Below are 17425 nucleotides of genomic sequence, written 5' to 3' on the forward strand. Positions count from 1 at the left end.
TTGATTAGGCTCACCGTAACACCAGAATCCACTTTGTGCAGTTAAATGGAAGCCCATGCTGAAAATCTCCAACGCCGTTGAACTGGCGGACTGGGAAATTGAGATCACCCAGATACGCGCGCAAGGCGCTGGCGGGCAAAACGTCAACAAGGTGGCATCCGCCGTTCACCTCCGCTTCGACATCCTCAACTCCAGCTTGCCGCCTTTCTACAAGGAACGGCTGATGGCATTATCAGATCAGCGCATCAGTAAAGACGGCATCATCGTGATCAAAGCCCAGTCTTTCCGAACTCTTGAACTGAACAAGGAGGATGCGCTGGAGCGACTGAAAGAGCTCATTCAGGAAGCGGTAAAACAAAAGAGGGCCCGGCGCCCAACCAAGCCTACCAAGGGGTCACAACGGCGGCGAGTGGACAGTAAAACGAAAAAGGGCAAAACCAAGGCGCTCCGGGGAAAAGTTCAGCTTTGACGGTCTGTTTTACCCACAACATCTGTGGATAACTTTGTTAGGAACGAAAGGATAGGCAGTGCAAACCCTTTAACCACAAGGGCTGGTGGAATGCGTAGGTTATTTGATCAACCGGTTCATCCGCCCGCCTTAAGTGATCAATTTATCCACAGCACAGCAACGGAAGAGCGATGGCATTGCCCTACTTTATTGGCTGCCCTCAATGGCAAGACCCGAACTGGAACAGCCAACTGCCACCCGCCGGCACGCCCCTGGCGCGATATGCCCGGGTATTCAACACCGTTGAGGGCAACACCACCTTTTACGCCAGCCCCAGCCGCGAACAGTGCCAGCTATGGCGGCAGCAGGTTCCGGACAACTTCCGATTCCTGTTCAAACTGCCTAAAGCCATCACCCACGAACGCTTCCTGAGCGGCACTGACGATGAACTCGAGGCCTTTCTGTCGCTGATTGAACCGCTAAATGATGTGCTTGGCCCCATGTTGCTGCAACTACCAGCAAGCTTCGGCCCGGAGCGGCTGGATCAACTCTGGCGCTTTCTGGATACCGCACCGGAGTTTCTGGACTGGACCGTAGAAGTTCGGCACCCGGCGTTCTTTGCCAAGGGTGAGGAGGAGCGTGCCCTGAATCAAGGCTTGCGGGCCCGCAAGCTCGCCCGGGTTGCACTGGATAGCCGGGCGCTGTTCTCGGCAACGCCCGACTGCGAATCAACCGTCGATGCCCAGCGCAAGAAGCCCCGAGTTCCGGTGCACATCCTCCCCAGCGATGCATCGCCGGTGATTCGCTACATAGGGCATCCCGACCTGGAGACCAACCGGGCATTTCTCGCACCCTGGGTGCAGCGAGTGGCAGCCTGGGTAGCGGCTGGCACTCAGCCCTATGTCTTCATGCACATGCCCGACAACGGCCACGCAGTGGCACTGGCCTCGCTCTGGACGGAGCTTCTGCGGGAAAAGCTTCCGGAGCTGGAGCCTCTGCCAGTGAACGTTTCAACGCCGCAAATCGGGCTGTTCTGACCAAACGCCGACTATGCAGCTACCGCAGTGTCCAGAGCCGGCTCACCAAGGGGTGGCTCGTCCGCCAGCAGCACATCCCGGAACGAGAGGTAATAAGCACCGGTAAGCACTGCCCCCCAAACTATGGCCGCAAGAATCATCGCCACTACCCAGAAACTCATTGATGCCGTTGACGCACTGATCGTGAACAGGGGGAAGAAAAAGAGCTGGCTCAGCGCCATCACATTCACGGCGAAGAAAATCAGCACGAACAGGTTCTTGAAACTCGCCCGAAAACTGTGACCAATCGCCGCAAAGACGCCTTCACGAGCAATCACGATCAACGGCACGACATAGCAGAAGAGCGCAGCGAACAGGGTCACAGCCGCCACCACCGAGAGGAACACGAACAGGGCACGCAACATGAAGTTTTGGGTTCCCAAGCCGAAACTCATGGCGTCACCGTAGTAGCCGGTGCCGAAAAGCGCACGCTCAAGATCTGCTATACCCACAATCCAGTAACCCACCAATGCCATAGCCAAGGCGACCAAAGCCATCATCAGCAACATAAGCACAAGGTGAACGATACTGTGCCCCCCAAACGCAGCAAACAAACTGGTGAATCGAGGACGCCCTTCAGCTGCAGAGTGAAAAACGGCGATCATCCCGGCGTTCAGTACCAGTGTCAGAACCGCGATCGCAGAAACGATCAGAACCATCGTAAAAAGACTGCCTCGAAACATCAGCTCGAACGAAACCAGCTGAATCAGCACTGGCGCAACAATCACCAGCAGGTATGCCGGCAGAATCACGCCCCAGTTGTCACGGAGCAGTTTTATAGACCCTGAAATCCAGTTCAGTGGCGGCCCCGCTTTTACTTTGCGCGGTGAAACAGAAACGGGTTGGTAGGAATTACTTTCATCGTGAGTTTGCACAGCAGGAAGTCCTTAATTTGCTTTCCAGAAATGATGACCAGCAAGCTGATCTGTCCAAGGCTCGGCACCCTAACAGATCATGTCCTTGATCTGTGTCCAATATCGCCCCGTGCACGCGTGAGACATTGTCCATTCCCGCCGTCTGCACGTATGGGACAGCGCAAATCCACTATGCTTCACTCAAACAACACGTTATCCGACTACAAGGAGAAGAATATGTTCAGCCTGGAAAATCGAGTCGCTCTGGTGACCGGCGGCGAGCATGGTATCGGTAAAGGTATTGCTGAGGTGCTGCACAAAGCCGGCGCCAAGATCGTGATTGGCGGTATTGATGAAGCAGCCGGCCAGCAAGTAGCCAAGGAACTTGGTGGGCTGTTTATCAAACTGGATGTTACCCGACAGAGCGACTGCCAGGCCGCCATTGCCGAGATTGAAAAGCAGTACGGGCAGCTGGACATATTGTGCTCAAACGCCGGCATTTTCCCGCAGGCCAACCTGGATGAGATGACCGAAGCCCAGTGGGATCAGGTACACAACGTCAACCTGAAAGGCACGTTCTTCATCGTACAGGCCGCCATGACACACATGAAGAAACGGAGTTACGGCCGCATCGTGCTGACATCCTCCATCACCGGCCCGGTCACTGGCTTCCCGGGCTGGAGCCATTACGGTGCCAGCAAGGCAGGCCAACTGGGGTTCATGCGCAGCGCTGCCCTGGAAGTGGCCAATAGCGGCATCACCATCAACGCGGTGATGCCCGGTAACGTGCTGACAGAAGGTCTTCAGGCGCAGGGAGAGGAATACCTCAACCAGATGCGTGCTGCCATTCCCACCCATACGCTGGGAACCCCTGACGACATAGGCCACGCCGCCTGTTTCCTGGCCTCCGAGGAGGCCCGCTACATCACCGGGCAGCAAATCATTGTTGATGGCGGGCAGGTTCTACCCGAATCTCCGGACGCAATTCCGGGTTGACCTTCAAGGCACACTACACCGAAGGTTTTAGCTACGTGACATTAAAGCCCGTAGGGAGTCCCTGGCGGACTCCCGGTGCACCATAATTATGCCCGCTCCCCAAAACCGCACCAACTCCACGCAAATCTGCTAATCCATACCTGCTTCAGCACCACCTTTTGTGCACTTTGCACAAGCTCAGCCCGATGGTTACTCACTTTTATGCCAACAAACCACACATGGCATAAACGTTGCGAACACTCCATATGTTGATAGACAACTCGGAGTGAACCTCATGGCAACCCAAACAAGCTCACAAGAACAGGACTACCCGCTTGGCCCGGTACCACTGGATAAACGAAAAAGTGTCTGGTCTATGGGATTGGTGCTTCTCGGCTTTACCTTCTTCACCGCCACCATGTGGGCCGGCGGCAGTGTCGGGGTCGCCTTTGATTTCCCTACCATGTTGATGGTGCTCGCCGCCGGTAATTTGCTGCTAGGAATTTATGCCGCCATGCTTGGCTATATCGCGGCAAAAACCGGGTTGAACACCGCCTTGATGAGCCGGTTTACCTTTGGTGAGCTGGGCAGCAAACTCTCCGACTTCATTCTTGGCTTCACCCAGATTGGCTGGTACGCCTGGGGAACGGCCACCATGGCGATACTTCTGGTCAAGCTGACAGGCATGCCCGAGGGCATGACCACGCCTTTGATGATTCTGTTCGGTTTTGCTTTCTGCGTAACGGCATTTATCGGCTATCGGGGTCTGGAATGGCTATCTCGGGTGGCGGTACCCGCCATGATCATTCTGGTCGCCGTGAGTATGACGATTGCCACATCGGATGCCGGCGGGCTTAGCGGTTTGCTGTCCATCACGCCAGCCAGCGAGATGACAGTAGCGGCTGCCATTACCCTGGTATTCGGCACCTTTGTCAGTGGCGGAACACAGGCCACCAACTGGACCCGCTTCGCCAAATCAGGCAAAACGGCCGTCATTGCCACACTATTGGCCTTCTTCCTGGGTAACGGCCTGATGACCCTGATCGGCGCCTTTGGTGCCCTGGTTTATCAACAGGCAGACATTGTCGACATTATGGTGGCGCAAGGACTGGCAACGCTGGGTATCCTGATGCTGTTCCTTAACCTGTGGACCACCCAGGACAACACCGTCTATAACTTTGCCGTGGCCGGCTGCAACCTGGTCCGCACCCGCCGCCGAAAACTGGTCACTGTTGTGGGCGCCGGCATAGGCACGGTTCTGGCCGTGATGGGCATGTATCAGTGGCTGATTCCCTTTCTTGTACTGCTGGGTACGTTTATCCCGCCCATCGGCGGTGTCATCATGGCCAGTTACTTTATTGGCTATAAACGCCAATACCCGGATCTGGCTACCGCATCACTACCTGCGTTCAACCTACCTGGCCTTGCCGCTTACGCAATCGGCTCCTCCGCTGCCTATAGCTCACCCTGGATTGCACCAATCGTCGGCGTACTCGTAGCCGCTTTGAGTTACAGCGTGATTCTGGTGGTCGGCCAGGCAGTACGTGAACGGCGGGCACTGGTTATGGGAACCGCCTGATGGCACTTCGCTGCAACGACATTCCGGGACTTCCCGGGCTCGACGCAATTCGGCTGCGAGGTGGCAGTGCAGCCGCCACCAACCCGGTACGCTGGCCCTACCTCGCGGAGAATCGCTCCTTCAAAGACTGGGTTAAAGGTGGCGAACTGGTATTTGTAACCGGCATCAGCCGCCATCGCAGCCCACAGAATCTGGCGGAATGCCTGTATGAGGGTAAGCAGTGCAACGTAGCCGGGCTGGTGGTTCTTACCGGGGATGCGTACATTGGTCAGCTACCCAAAACACTGTGCGCACTGGCCGACGATCTGGCACTGCCATTGTTTGAGCAGCCCTATTCTTTGCCGATGGTTGAAGTGACTGAAGTCATCGGCAGGGCTATTGTGATGTCAGAACATACCGGCACTGAATCATTTGATGCCGACAACCTGGCCAGCTCGACCGACCTCATAGAGGCGTGGATCCAGTGCCTCGGTAACCAAAGCGCCATGGCAAAGTTGCTGGGCTGCCATCGGAATACCATTCGCAACCGAATAAACCAACTCACCGACAGCCTATCGCGGGAAACTGACAAAGCAGACGTTTTCAAATCCAGGCTATTGGCCCATCTGCTTTTAAAGCCTGCACCATCTGCGCAGCAGAATCAGGAGACGAAATGACCGAATCACTGAATGCTATCGTTAATGCCCGCTTACCGGGCAAGGATGGCCTGCATAAACTCACCATTGCCGATGGTCGTTTTACAGACATACACCCAGTACCTGTACAAACTCCCGCCGGAAACAACGAACTTGATGCTGCCGGCAACCTGGTTACCCCGGCATTCGTTGAGCCTCACATTCACCTTGATGCTGCCATGACCGCAGGTGAACCAAGATGGAACCAGAGCGGGACCCTGTTTGAAGGCATCGAGTGTTGGGCCGAGCGCAAGGCGATGTTGTCCCGTGAAGATGTTATCAACCGGGCCACCGAAGCCCTCAAACTGTTTGCTGCCCACGGTATTCAGTATGTTCGTACGCATGTCGACGTTACCGACCCCAGCCTGACAGCCCTCAAAGCCATGCTGGAAGTTCGCGAGCAGACAGCCGGATTTGTTGATCTTCAAATCGTGGCGTTTCCACAGGAGGGCATTCTCTCCTTCAGGAATGGTCGAGAACTGATGGAAGAGGCTGTGCGGTTGGGCGCCGATGTGGTGGGCGGCATCCCCCACTTCGAGTTCACCCGGGATTACGGCGTTGAGTCAGTGCGCTGGCTGATGGAACTGGCCCACAAGAACGACCGACTGGTGGACGTGCACTGCGATGAAATCGACGACTCGGAATCCCGGTTTCTGGAGGTGCTCGCCGCCGAAGCCCTGCGCCTGGACTACGGCTCAAGGGTAACGGCCAGCCACACCTGTGCCATGGGTTCGTACAACGATGCCTATTGCAGCCGCCTGTTCCGCCTGCTGAAAAAATCCGGCCTGCGGTTCCTGTCCATGCCTACCGAAAGCCTTCACCTGCAAGGCCGTTTCGACGGCTACCCGAAACGCCGCGGCCTGACCCGCGTACCGGAACTGCTCGACGCTGGCCTGAAAGTCGCCTTCGGCCAGGATTCCATCCGCGACCCCTGGTACCCCATCGGCAATGGCAACATGCTGCGCACTCTTGATGTAGGGTTGCATGCCTGCCACATGCTCGGTATGAGCCACATCGAGCGATCCCTGGAACTGATTACCGACAACGGTGCCGCTGCGCTGGATCTGAAAGAGTACGGTATCGCCAAAGGACTGCCGGCACGGTGCATTGTTCAGCAGGGCCAAACGCCTTATGAGGTTTTGATGGGACAACAACCGGTACTGGCGTCTATTCGGGATGGGAAATTGCTGATCAAGAGGGATATCATCAAGTACGATACTGACCTGTGCCTTTGAGGAGAATGCCAATGATTGACGAGGACACCCTGACAGCACTGAAAACCGCGTTCACCTTCATGCCCCAGCCGGTCGAGATTAATCACTACGAATACGGCGACGATGCCGACCGCATTTTGGCCCAGGTGAACTTCGTCCGGGAGGTACTGGTCAGTCACGGCATTGACCCGGAGGAAGTGGCCGGCGAGATTAATCCGGACACCTCCCCCAACTCCTGTTACTGAACGCGTTATGCCAAGGCTGTTTTTCGGGCTTGAGATTCCCGAGGCCATCAAGACGAGCCTCCTGCAAGTCAAAACACAAGTGGCGGGAGCCCGTTGGCAAAGCCGCGGGCAACTGCACCTGACCCTGGCGTTCCTTGGCCAGGTAGAAGATCAGCAGGTGGCCGTGGCCCGTGATCTGGCGAGGGGAGTTACCCAATCGCCCTTTGAGCTTAATGTGCAGGGGCTGGGGTGTTTCGGTTCTCCGGAAAAACCCAAGATCCTCTGGGCGGGCGTATCTCCGGAGAATGAACTCAGAGAGCTCCAGAAAAATCTGGCAACCGCGTTGACCGACAACGGGTTCACACTCGAAAACCCGAGCTTCAAACCGCATATCACGCTTAGCCGTTTTCGACATCCGGCGGGTTCGGTGGCCTCGCTGCTTGAAAGCCACCAAGGCACCCTGTTTGGATTGATGCCGGTTCAAGACTTCGTACTTTATAAAAGCACACCTGGGCCAGGAGGCTCCGTTTATACCGTTATTGAGCGGTTTACCTTGCAACCCTGATACTGCTTTCAGCGTCGGGGCTTTACCAGAAACCAGCTTGCCACAACCAACGTCCCAAACAGGGTATAGACCAGAATAAAAACCCAGTCCGGCGCGTTGTAGTACAGAATGGTTTCCAGCCAGTGCTGAATGAACGAGCCCTCATAACCACCCTGCCCGGCCTTTGCACGCAATTCCATTTCCCAGATCGTCAGCGGGCACAGCACGCCAAGCCAGGCCTGAAGCACGACAATACCAATAACCACAAGATGGCTCAGCCGGAACCAGAGATTTCGAACCCAATTCCACTGGCGAAAGTAACCGACCAGGGTAGCCACCAGACCAAAGATGACGAACACAACCAACAAGGTGTGAAACACCAGTAACAAGTCTGCAAATACCAGATACCACTTCGTATCCATAGGCGCCTCAATCTGAGCGGAATACCGCAAATAAAGTGGCTTGTCACCATTGCTCCCAGTGTCCTGCTAATCAGACACCTTGTCCGGAAGTTCGGTCAACACCCGTCACTGAAAATCTGAATTTCATATCAAAATCAGCTGGTTAAAATGTGGCATGATATTTCCTTGAGATTCTGCGCCAAAAACAAATCCAATAAGGAGCAGTCAGTTATGCCATTATCCTTCAACTTACGGAGGGCCGGCTCGGTATTCCCTGCCATTGTCGCCTCTGCCGCACTTCTTATTCAAAGCGTTCCTGTTGCAGCAGGTCAGACCCACTCCTACACTCTGCCCCAACAGGGATACAGCCAATCCCGGGCCCGGGATTACAAGGTTTACGTACCCGACAACCTCGCCACTCCTGCGCCAATGGTGATGGCCCTGCATGGCTGCCGGCAGACCAATAACGACGTTTTGAACGACTGGGGACTGACCGAAGCCGCCGATGAGTACGGATTTGTCCTGGTGGCACCGTTCATCACCAGTTATGACGGCCTCCGGAACGAAAACTGCTGGGGATTCTGGTTCGAGCACCATCGCCACGAGGGCGCAGGCGAGGTGGAAGACCTGCACCAGATTGCCAAGGCGGTGGAAGCCAGTTTCAGCATCGACCCTAACCGACGCTTCATCACCGGCCTATCCTCAGGTGGCGCAATGACGACGGTGGCCGCCGTTACCCATAATGAATACTGGGCAGCTGCCGCGCCGGCAGCGGGATTACCTTACGGCGAGGATGCTGCCTCTGTCTCGTTATCCGGACAGTGTCCGGGCAGCGCGACATTTCACAGTGTCTCACGGGTTGTTTCAGACATGCAGAGCGAACTGGATGATACCTATCCGATTCCACTGCTTGTGCTACAGAATGAGAACGATTGTACGGTACTGAAAACAGCAGCCGATAATACCCGCGATGCCCACCTGCAGGTTTTTGGCACCTCAGGCCTTGATTCACCAGCCACCACCCAAGCGTCTGCAACGGCTTGCTCGCCCTATTTCCAGAACAACTACGACTGCGTCCATACCCGCCATACACAGGATGGCACCCTCGGTTCAAGATCGATTGTAGAAACCGTCTACCTGGATGGCCCGCTGTCCACTCCGAACCTGCAAGACACCGATCACGGTCATTATTGGGTTGGAGGGGCTAACGGTAATAACGGGAAATGGTCGGTGCGGGTTGGCCCAAGCTATCCCGACATCATCTGGGACTTTTTCAACCGCCATAGCCGAGACGGTTCGGAACCTGAGGGCTCTCCCATTATTACCCTGATTGGCGACGACCCTATGGTTGTGGACATCCACACACCATTTACAGATCCGGGCGCTACCGCCGACGATGCTGAAGACGGTTCGCTGGTGGTCAACGCCGACTGTTCCGACGTGAATACCGCAGTTGCTGGCCAGTACGAATGCGTTTACACCGCGACCGACAGTGACAATAACACCACCACGAAAAAACGGGGCGTAACGGTTGTAGACCCGAACGTTCCGTCTGAAACCTGCGCACATGCAACCACCTCACCCAGTGCCCATATTACGGCAGGCAGGGCTTATGCCGGGGGAACATCCGACTTGAGAGCGCTGACCACGGGTGACAATGCCGATATTGGCGGCTCCTTTGATACCTGGAGCAGCGTCACCCTCCATGAGGGTGACCCCGGCCTCTGGTTTGCGACAGAGCCCGCAGCCTGCAGCGAAACCGGTGGCGGTGATGACGAAGGTGGTGGTGAGTTCACCTGCCAGAACTGGAACGATACCAACCTGAATCATGACCTTGCTGGGAGAGCTTATTACGCCAGTGGATACTATACCGTTGGTGGCGATGAGTCTCTGGGCGCCGTCTCCGGGGTATACACCTGGGTAAGAGAGACCTCTGATGGCTTCTTCCAGGCGGGCTCCTGCGACTGATGCCGCGCTCACTGGCAAACTGCGTCGGGACGCCCCGGCGCAGTTTGCATCCACATCACCTTATCACTCTGTCAACCCGTCTCCACAAACCGCGACAACCGGCAGAAGATTTCTCTAGAATAACCTTCTAAATACCATGACATGAGAACCCCATGCCGCTGGACGCTTTTGACCGTGTTTTACCCGGTGCCCGCAAAGCCAACAAACGCCATATACTTCGCTGCGCGCTGACCTGCTTTCTTGAGCACGGCCTTGAATCCACCACCATTGATATCATCCGCCAGCGTTCCGGGGCCAGTGTTGGCACCCTGTACCACCATTTTCACAACAAAGAGGGCCTGGCCGCAGCGCTGTTTTTCACGGCCCTGGACGATCACAGGGCAAACGTATGGCCAGGGATAGAAGCCGCAGGTACCACTCGACAGGTTATTGAAGCGCTGGTTACCCGTTATATGGACTGGGTTACCAACGAACCGGAACTTGCTCGCTTCATGTTTCTGGCGCGGGCCAGTGTGGCAGCAGGCCCCTACCGGGAGGAACTGACGCAAAGGAACCGTGAGCAATACAGTGTGATTCACCGTTGGCTGGCCGAGGGTCAAAGCCAGGGCGACATTCGATCTCTGCCACGGGAAACCTATGCCTCCCTACTTCTTGGGCAGGCTGAGAACTACTGTCGGGCCTGGCTGGCCGGGCGCGTACCAACGCCGCCGTCGGAACACGCCATGCTCTTTGCAGAGGCCGCCTGGAGAGTTCTTTCAAAAAGCTAGAATATTATTCTAGAAATAAATTCCAAATATTGGCACTATCTCCTGACCGCCCTTTTCTAGCGCAGGAGAATGCATTATGAATGTTGTCAGCCTCTACAACCGGCTTAGCCGTCTGCCCATGGGCAAAACCCTGTTCAGTCGTGCGGTCTGCCAGACCGCGCCGTACTTCTCCAGCATCTCACCAACGGTAGAGACTCTAGCCCCGGGCCGCTGCGTGGTCACCATGAAAAAACGCCGAAAGGTCACCAATCACCTGAAAACCGTTCATGCGATTGCCATGTGCAACATGGCGGAACTGGCCGGCGGGTTGCTCACCGACGCCTCAGTTCCCAAGGGGGCACGCTGGATTCCCTCTGGCATGACCGTCAAATATCTCAAGAAGGCCAAAACGGACCTCACCGCTACCGCTGATGGCTCCAGCCTCGACTGGTCTGAGGAGGGGACTGTCAGGGTGCCTGTCTCTGTGACGGATACCTCTGGCCAGGAGGTGTTTCATGCCCTGATCGATATGAACATCAAACATACCCGCTAACCGGCGCACCGCACAGGAGGAACCCGCCATGGGGGAGCTTTTCGAATTTGGCAAACAGATCCTGGCCCGACAACCGTTCAGCGTACTATTGGGCACAGAGTTGAAAGCATTTGAGCCTGGCAAAGCGGAACTGAGCCTGATCGTGAAAGAAGAGCTCAAGCAACAGCACGGTTTTGTCCACGGCGGAGTGGTCAGCTACCTCGCTGATAATGCACTGACCTATGCCGGAGGTTCGGTTTTGGGGGATTCAGTCACCTCCGAATACAAGATCAACTACCTTCGCCCTGCTATTGGGGAACGATTAATCGCCAGGGCTCGGGTACTCTCCTCTGGCAAGCGCCAGGCTGTATGCCAGTGCGAGATCGTCGCAACGGACAACGGCGAAGAGAGGATAGTCGCCGTGGCTCAAGGTACCATTACCAGGGTGGCGAGCTGACGCCAAAGGTTTATCAGCTCGTAGTTCGCGCATAGGTGACTATACTATCCAGGTCTGTCGGGAATAAGACGCTTCACAGAGAGCGGGTGAAGCGCTCGTAAGGCTAAGGAGAGGAGAGCCTATGACAACCTTGATACTGGGACTGGTCCTGTTTCTGGGCGTTCACTCGTTGTCTATCGTGAATGAACCGCTGCGGGACCGACTGCATGCGTCTCTGGGGGAGGCGGCATTCAAGGGGCTCTACTCCCTCGCCTCTCTCGCCGGCCTGCTGCTGATCATATGGGGTTACGGCGCTGCCCGGCTTGACCCCAGCGTCCTTTACGTGCCGCCCACCTGGCTAAGGCACGTGTCGCTGCTGCTCCTGATCCCCGTTTTCCCACTACTTCTGGCAACTTACTTTCCCGGCCGGATCAAGGCGAAGATCGGCCACCCAATGCTCGTTGCGGTCAAACTCTGGGCACTGGCCCACCTTCTGGCCAACGGCATGCTGCATGATGTTCTTCTGTTCGGCTCTTTCCTTGCCTGGGCGATTGCCGACCGAATCTCCATGAAACGCAGAACACAGCGGCCTATCGCGACCCTTCCTGCCACCAAAGCAAATGACGCTATAGCCGTGGTCGGTGGTCTTGCCGCGTATGTTGTGATGGTGCTTTGGGTGCATCAGTGGGCCTTCGGCGTCGCACCGGTTTAGCGACACAAGTGACCTACACGCGATTGAGGTGACCTCCGTCGTTACAGACAACTCAATAGAATCTTAGCGAGGAAACAGCAATGGGAAGCTCAAAACTGATCGGTATCGTGTTATTAGTCGTCGGCATCGCACTTCTCTACTTTGGCTACCAGTCCAGCCAGGCTGTTGGCAATCAGGTTACCGAAGCGCTGACCGGTCGCTTCACGGATGAAACCATGTGGTATCTGATTGGTGGTGCTGCGGCAACCGCAGCGGGTGCGTTTCTGACGTTTGTGAGGAGGTAACGGAGGCCCCTGTCGCCAGCGGCTATCACAGCCCCTCAAGATACCGCAGCCCGGAAAGCTGGGCCATTTGCCGTTGAATCCAGTCGACCCGTTCCTGCACATAGGCCGACGGAGAGTTCACGCTCAAGACCTTCGGGTTTGGTAAAACAGCGGCGAGGCGTGCGGCCTGGGCCTGGGAAAGATAACGTGCCGGCTTGCCGAAATAGGCCTGGCTGGCCGCTTCCACACCGTAGATGCCCGGGCCGAATTCCGCGATATTCAGATACACCTCAAGCACCCTCTGCTTGGGCCAGAGGCCGTCGATGGTCACGGCCAGGCCCGCCTCAATGGCCTTGCGAGCAAAACTGCGCCCGTTCCAGAGAAACAGATTCTTGGCGGTTTGCTGGGTGATTGTGCTGGCGCCCCGCAGCCCCTCCCCCGCCTTGTACTCCGACACAGCCTTACGGATAGCATCCACATCCACGCCACGATGATGGGGGAACCGTTGATCTTCACTGGCCACCACCGCCAGCGGCATCCACGGAGAAATATCCGACAGCGGCACCCACTCATGCCGTAACGGCCGGGGCGGGTTATCGAGTTGATACGCCAGCATAAACGCCGACGTGGGAGGGTTCACAAAGCGGAACAGCAGAATAGCCAGCAACAGCAGTGCGATAACGACACCGAGCGCGATCGCCACCATACGCAAAGATGTGCGAACAAAAGACCTCTTGGCCATAAACAGAACCTACCCACCGCCATTGGCTGAACACGAACAAACAGGCTGTACATGTTAGCCGACACGACAGGCTTTGGCGGTTACCATCTGGAAAGCCTGGGAGAGAAGCGCTGGTGATCGACGCAGTTAGTGTTATGTTATAACATATACATTCACGAGAACCGAAACGCCGACCCTTTCAGGAGAAGATCAATGCCGCTCACAGAAAAACGACTTCCGGTTACTGTTCTATCGGGCTTTCTCGGTGCCGGGAAAACCACGGTACTGAACCACATCCTGAACAATCGCGACGGCAAGAGAGTGGCGGTCATCGTCAACGACATGAGTGAAGTCAACATTGACGCCGCCCAGGTACAACAGGAAGTCACGCTGAACCGCTCGGAAGAGAAGCTGGTTGAGATGAGTAATGGCTGCATTTGCTGCACACTGCGTGAAGACCTGTTAATCGAAGTGCGCAAGCTGGCCGCAGAAGGTCGCTTTGACTGCCTGGTAATCGAGTCCACAGGAATTTCAGAGCCGCTGCCCGTGGCCGAAACCTTCACCTTCGCCGACGAAGATGGCGTCAGCCTGTCGGATATCGCGCGGCTCGACACCATGGTGACTGTGGTGGATGCGGTTAATTTCCTGAAAGACTATGACGAGGCACAATCGTTACAGGAAACCGGAGAAAGCCTCGGCGAAGAAGATGAACGCAGCGTGGCGGACCTGCTGGTAGACCAGGTGGAGTTCAGCGACATTCTGCTGATCAGCAAAACCGATCTGGTGTCCCCAGACAATCTGGCCAGGCTCAAGGGCGTGCTGCGCAGCCTGAACTCCGAAGCAGAGATCCTTCCCATCGAACAAGGCGTCGTGCCGCTGGATAAGGTACTGAATACCAGTCGTTTCAGCTTTGAACGCGCCCAGCAGGCGCCAGGCTGGTTGAAGGAAATGCGTGGCGAACACATCCCAGAAACTGAAGAGTACGGCATTTCCAGCTTCGTCTACCGGGCCCGCCGCCCGTTCCACCCGGCGAAGTTCTATGATTTCCTGCACCAGGGCGTCTCCAGTGGAAAACTGATTCGCTCAAAAGGTTATTTCTGGCTTGCCACCCGCCCGGAGTTTGCCGGCAACTGGAGCCAGGCGGGCGGCATTGCCCGTCACGGGTTTGCCGGAATGTTCTGGAAAGCAGTACCGGAAAAAAACTGGCCCGAAGACCCGGAGTATCGCCAGGCGATTATGGAAAGCTGGGTAGAGCCATTCGGCGATATGCGCCAGGAGCTGGTGTTTATCGGCCAGAATCTCGACCAGGACAGCATCACCCGCCAACTGGACGAATGCCTTCTGGATGAAGAGCAGCTGCTGGCCGGAAAGTCTTTCTGGAAAACGCTGAACGATCCGTTTCCGGCCTGGGACTAACATCAGATGACACTGACAAAAGATGAGTTGTTAAAGGCGCCCGCCGACGAGTACATGAACGAGGCGCAGCTGGCGTTCTTCCGACAGTTGCTCGAAGACCTGCGCCAGGAAACCATGGACAACATTGAAGCGGCAAAGCAACAGCTGGCCAGCCCTCCGGAAATGAACGATGAAGCAGACCGGGCCTCATATGAGGAGGAATCCCGGCTGGCCCTACGCATAGTCGACCGGGAGCGCCGCCTGTTGCCGAAAATAGATGCCGCGATGAAGCGCATTGCCAACGGTGACTATGGGTACTGCCTTGAATCTGGCGAGCCCATCGGGATACCCAGGTTACTGGCGCGGCCCACCGCGGAGTTATGTGCCGAGGTGAAAACCCTGAACGAGCGAAAGGAGCTTAACTTTCGGCACTGAGCATTGCCTTCCCCACGTCCGGGTGGGGAAGCAACTCAGCCAGCGACTTTCACCGGCCCGTGGTCATCACAATGGTCGCCATGGGGGTGATGCAGGTGGCCATCCACCAGATAGTCAACATGGTCTCCGTGTGGCACCCGCTCATGCCCGCAACCCGGGCCATGAACGTGATCCGGTGCGTGTCCTGCGCAGGTATGGTTAGGCGTGCAAGTATCAGGATTGGTGTCCGACACCTCAATCTTGTGCTCATCAACATGATTCTCGTGCGGATGATGCAGGTGGCCATCGTGCAGATAATCAATGTGACCGTCGTGCTCAATAGCCGTATGACCACAATTTGGGCCATGCTCATGAGGGTGATGCTTATGGACATTGCAGCTCATCTCAGCCTCCTTGGAAGACAATTGTGTCTCTGGAAAGTTTTGACTGATTCTCTATTTCCTGACAAGAGATTGATCAGCTAACAACCAGTATAGAAGACGGATGCAGACTTTGCTGTCTGCTCCATTAAGTGAAGGCCTGGCAAAGCAAAGCCCCCATCACCTTGATTTATTCGGCCCGTCCACTTGATATTGCATATGCTAATCAATATCATTTGCGAACACTTATTGCTAACATTCAATATCCATGTCAACTTCTGACGCCACCGGTCGCCTTAACACCCTCTACAAAGAAAACCAGCCTTGGTTGCGATGCTGGCTATATTCGCGTGTGGGCTGCTCCCAGATGGCTGCGGACTTGGCACAGGACACCTTTCTACGCCTACTGAAAAGTGGCAAGGTACCGCCCGAAACAGAATCAAGGCGCTTCCTGACTCGCATCGCCAAAGGTCTCATGATAGACGGTTACCGCAGGCAGCAGATTGAGCAGGCCTATCTGGAAAGCCTGAGTCATATGCAGGAGAATTTTACCCCGGGGCCTGAAACCCACCATGCCATCATCGAAACCCTCACGGAAATTGACTACATGCTCGATGGCTTACCCAGAAATGTGCGTCAGGCCCTGCTGATGCGTCAGTTGGAGGGGTACAGCTATGCCGCTATTGCGCGCACGTTGGACGTTTCCGTTTCTTCGGTGGAGAAATATGTGGCACGGGGCCTGGCTGCCTGCTGTCTGTCATTGGAGGCTGCCTGAAGATGTCTATGCATGAAAAAGCCAGCCTCCGGAAGGCTGTAAAGACGGGGCACAGCAGTGATACCCACATCGAACAGGCCGCCGGTTGGATGGCACGCCTGATGGCCGATGACGTCTGCGAGCAAGACAAACTCAATTGCCAGCGCTGGCGTGACCAACATCCCGAGCATGAACAGGCCTGGCAACGTATGTGCCAGGTATCTGGCAAGTTCACCAACCTGCCACAAAGCGGCGGGTTGAGTTCGGTAATAGAAAAAGCCCATCAGGCGGTTACATCACGCCGTCGATTCCTCAAAACCTTGGCTCTGGCGGGTGTGGGCGTATCAGTCACCGCGTTTAGTTTACCCCACACGTCCATGGGCCGCGTCATGCTAGCGCAGTATCGCACTGGCGTCGGTGAGATTCGGACCGTTCAACTGGAAGACGGCACAAGGTTGACTTTGAACACCGATAGTGCGGTGGATGTGACATTCTCAGAGCGGCAACGGAGCATTCGTTTACACCAAGGGGAAATACTGCTTAAAACTGGTCACGAAACACCCCGCCGCCACTTCGAGGTGCAAACCAAAATTGGCGATGTTGTAGCCTTGGGCACTGAGTTTGCCGTTCGGCAACACAACGACCACATTCATATTGCTGTACTCGAAGGTGTTGTGGAAGCCCATCCGGGTATAAGCGAAAAGGTTCAAAGGGTGAGTGCTGGCCAGCAATCCCACTTCAGTCGAGACAGAGCTGCTCACCCCCAACCTCTATTGGCCAACCCTTTTAACTGGCAGCGAGGAAAACTAGTTGCCCAAGGAATGCGCGTGGCGGACTTCGTCGAAGAACTTGCCCGCTACCGGCCAGGCTTTACCTTATACGACGATGCGGTGGCCGACCTCACCATCAGCGGCGTCTTTTCCCTTCAGGATACAGACCGAGCCCTGCAAAGCTTGGCCGCCAGCCTACCGGTGGCGCTCAGCTACCGGACCGATTACTGGGTAAAGGTTGTCCCCGCTCGGTGAAGCCGAAATACAAAACGTTAAACAGTATTTACGGGTTTGGCATTCTCGTTCGGAAGAGTCAATAGAGAACATTGATTCAACCTTGGGGAT

The 17425-nt window shown here is 55.8% G+C and carries 22 protein-coding genes; 18 read left to right on the top strand and 4 right to left on the bottom strand.

The features are described from left to right. The first annotated feature begins 55 nt into the window (after positions 1-55). Both arfB and QUE75_RS14605 read left to right on the top strand, forming a co-directional pair. Positions 56-469 carry an alternative ribosome rescue aminoacyl-tRNA hydrolase ArfB gene (arfB, locus tag QUE75_RS14600; RefSeq protein ID WP_286251266.1) on the top strand — a complete coding sequence of 138 codons (414 nt, stop codon included), beginning with the start codon at positions 56-58 and terminating at the stop codon, positions 467-469. A 170-nt stretch (positions 470-639) separates the two neighbouring features. Next, entirely contained in the window at positions 640-1485 is an 846-nt protein-coding gene (locus tag QUE75_RS14605) for a DUF72 domain-containing protein (protein WP_286251268.1), read from the top strand. 11 nt (positions 1486-1496) lie between these two features. Here the strand turns inward: QUE75_RS14605 and QUE75_RS14610 are convergent, their stop codons facing one another. Beyond that, entirely contained in the window at positions 1497-2237 is a 741-nt protein-coding gene (locus QUE75_RS14610; protein ID WP_286251270.1) for a hypothetical protein, read from the bottom strand. A 378-nt stretch (positions 2238-2615) separates the two neighbouring features. Here QUE75_RS14610 and fabG point away from each other — a divergent pair, with 378 nt between their 5' ends. From fabG to thpR, 6 genes are all read left to right on the top strand, one after another. Beyond that, positions 2616-3374, top strand: coding sequence for a 3-oxoacyl-ACP reductase FabG (fabG, locus tag QUE75_RS14615; RefSeq protein ID WP_286251272.1), 759 nt, complete (start codon positions 2616-2618; stop codon positions 3372-3374). Positions 3375-3648: 274 nt separating this feature from the next. Then, on the top strand, positions 3649-4932 hold the full coding sequence (gene codB, locus QUE75_RS14620) for a cytosine permease (RefSeq protein WP_286251274.1): 1284 nt from the start codon (positions 3649-3651) through the stop codon (positions 4930-4932). Beyond that, positions 4932-5588 carry a PucR family transcriptional regulator gene (locus QUE75_RS14625; RefSeq protein ID WP_286251276.1) on the top strand — a complete coding sequence of 219 codons (657 nt, stop codon included), beginning with the start codon at positions 4932-4934 and terminating at the stop codon, positions 5586-5588. Before codB ends, QUE75_RS14625 begins: the two co-directional genes overlap by 1 nt. Next, the gene (gene codA / locus QUE75_RS14630; protein ID WP_286251278.1) at positions 5585-6841 is read left to right on the top strand and encodes a cytosine deaminase; all 1257 of its coding nucleotides are present in this window, start codon (positions 5585-5587) and stop codon (positions 6839-6841) included. The genes QUE75_RS14625 and codA overlap by 4 nt, the downstream gene beginning before the upstream one ends. Positions 6842-6852: 11 nt before the next feature. Further along, complete coding sequence (locus tag QUE75_RS14635) at positions 6853-7065, top strand: penicillin-binding protein (RefSeq protein ID WP_286251281.1); 213 nt, start codon at positions 6853-6855, stop codon at positions 7063-7065. A gap of 7 nt (positions 7066-7072) precedes the next feature. After that, complete coding sequence (gene thpR, locus QUE75_RS14640; RefSeq protein WP_286251283.1) at positions 7073-7609, top strand: RNA 2',3'-cyclic phosphodiesterase; 537 nt, start codon at positions 7073-7075, stop codon at positions 7607-7609. An 8-nt stretch (positions 7610-7617) separates the two neighbouring features. On the opposite strand, the gene QUE75_RS14645 is transcribed toward thpR, so the two are convergent. Further along, the gene (locus tag QUE75_RS14645) at positions 7618-8010 is read right to left on the bottom strand and encodes a DUF2784 domain-containing protein (protein ID WP_286251285.1); all 393 of its coding nucleotides are present in this window, start codon (positions 8008-8010) and stop codon (positions 7618-7620) included. Positions 8011-8220: 210 nt separating this feature from the next. Here QUE75_RS14645 and QUE75_RS14650 point away from each other — a divergent pair, with 210 nt between their 5' ends. The 6 genes from QUE75_RS14650 to QUE75_RS14675 all read left to right on the top strand — a co-directional run bounded on the left by QUE75_RS14650 (position 8221) and on the right by QUE75_RS14675 (position 12667). Further along, a complete protein-coding gene (locus QUE75_RS14650; protein WP_286251286.1) occupies positions 8221-9957 on the top strand; it encodes an extracellular catalytic domain type 1 short-chain-length polyhydroxyalkanoate depolymerase in 1737 nt (578 codons plus the stop codon). 152 nt (positions 9958-10109) lie between these two features. After that, positions 10110-10724 carry a TetR/AcrR family transcriptional regulator gene (locus QUE75_RS14655; RefSeq protein ID WP_286251287.1) on the top strand — a complete coding sequence of 205 codons (615 nt, stop codon included), beginning with the start codon at positions 10110-10112 and terminating at the stop codon, positions 10722-10724. 76 nt (positions 10725-10800) lie between these two features. Further along, positions 10801-11256: a hotdog fold domain-containing protein gene (locus QUE75_RS14660; RefSeq protein ID WP_061333049.1), complete on the top strand. Its 456-nt coding sequence runs from the start codon at positions 10801-10803 to the stop codon at positions 11254-11256. 28 nt (positions 11257-11284) lie between these two features. Beyond that, positions 11285-11692, top strand: a complete 408-nt coding sequence (locus tag QUE75_RS14665; protein WP_286251289.1) for a PaaI family thioesterase — start codon at positions 11285-11287, stop codon at positions 11690-11692. A gap of 121 nt (positions 11693-11813) precedes the next feature. Next, positions 11814-12383: an NnrU family protein gene (locus tag QUE75_RS14670; protein ID WP_106694884.1), complete on the top strand. Its 570-nt coding sequence runs from the start codon at positions 11814-11816 to the stop codon at positions 12381-12383. A gap of 80 nt (positions 12384-12463) precedes the next feature. Then, positions 12464-12667, top strand: coding sequence for a DUF3185 family protein (locus tag QUE75_RS14675; protein ID WP_286251291.1), 204 nt, complete (start codon positions 12464-12466; stop codon positions 12665-12667). A gap of 25 nt (positions 12668-12692) precedes the next feature. Here the strand turns inward: QUE75_RS14675 and mtgA are convergent, their stop codons facing one another. Beyond that, complete coding sequence (gene mtgA / locus QUE75_RS14680; RefSeq protein ID WP_286251293.1) at positions 12693-13388, bottom strand: monofunctional biosynthetic peptidoglycan transglycosylase; 696 nt, start codon at positions 13386-13388, stop codon at positions 12693-12695. 192 nt (positions 13389-13580) lie between these two features. Between mtgA and zigA the strand changes: the two genes are divergently transcribed. Further along, positions 13581-14783, top strand: coding sequence for a zinc metallochaperone GTPase ZigA (gene zigA, locus QUE75_RS14685; RefSeq protein ID WP_286251294.1), 1203 nt, complete (start codon positions 13581-13583; stop codon positions 14781-14783). Positions 14784-14789: 6 nt separating this feature from the next. After that, a complete protein-coding gene (dksA, locus tag QUE75_RS14690) occupies positions 14790-15197 on the top strand; it encodes an RNA polymerase-binding protein DksA (RefSeq protein WP_072676566.1) in 408 nt (135 codons plus the stop codon). 35 nt (positions 15198-15232) lie between these two features. Here the strand turns inward: dksA and QUE75_RS20615 are convergent, their stop codons facing one another. Continuing rightward, entirely contained in the window at positions 15233-15580 is a 348-nt protein-coding gene (locus QUE75_RS20615) for a hypothetical protein (RefSeq protein WP_396631663.1), read from the bottom strand. A gap of 244 nt (positions 15581-15824) precedes the next feature. Between QUE75_RS20615 and QUE75_RS14700 the strand changes: the two genes are divergently transcribed. Together QUE75_RS14700 and QUE75_RS14705 are read left to right on the top strand one after the other, a co-directional pair. Next, positions 15825-16331, top strand: a complete 507-nt coding sequence (locus QUE75_RS14700) for a sigma-70 family RNA polymerase sigma factor (protein ID WP_286251296.1) — start codon at positions 15825-15827, stop codon at positions 16329-16331. Positions 16332-16333: 2 nt separating this feature from the next. Next, positions 16334-17335, top strand: coding sequence for a FecR domain-containing protein (locus QUE75_RS14705; RefSeq protein WP_286251297.1), 1002 nt, complete (start codon positions 16334-16336; stop codon positions 17333-17335). The last annotated feature ends 90 nt before the right edge of the window (positions 17336-17425 follow it).

The organism is Marinobacter shengliensis, from assembly GCF_030297115.1.
Taxonomy (GTDB): Bacteria; Pseudomonadota; Gammaproteobacteria; order Pseudomonadales; family Oleiphilaceae; genus Marinobacter; species Marinobacter shengliensis.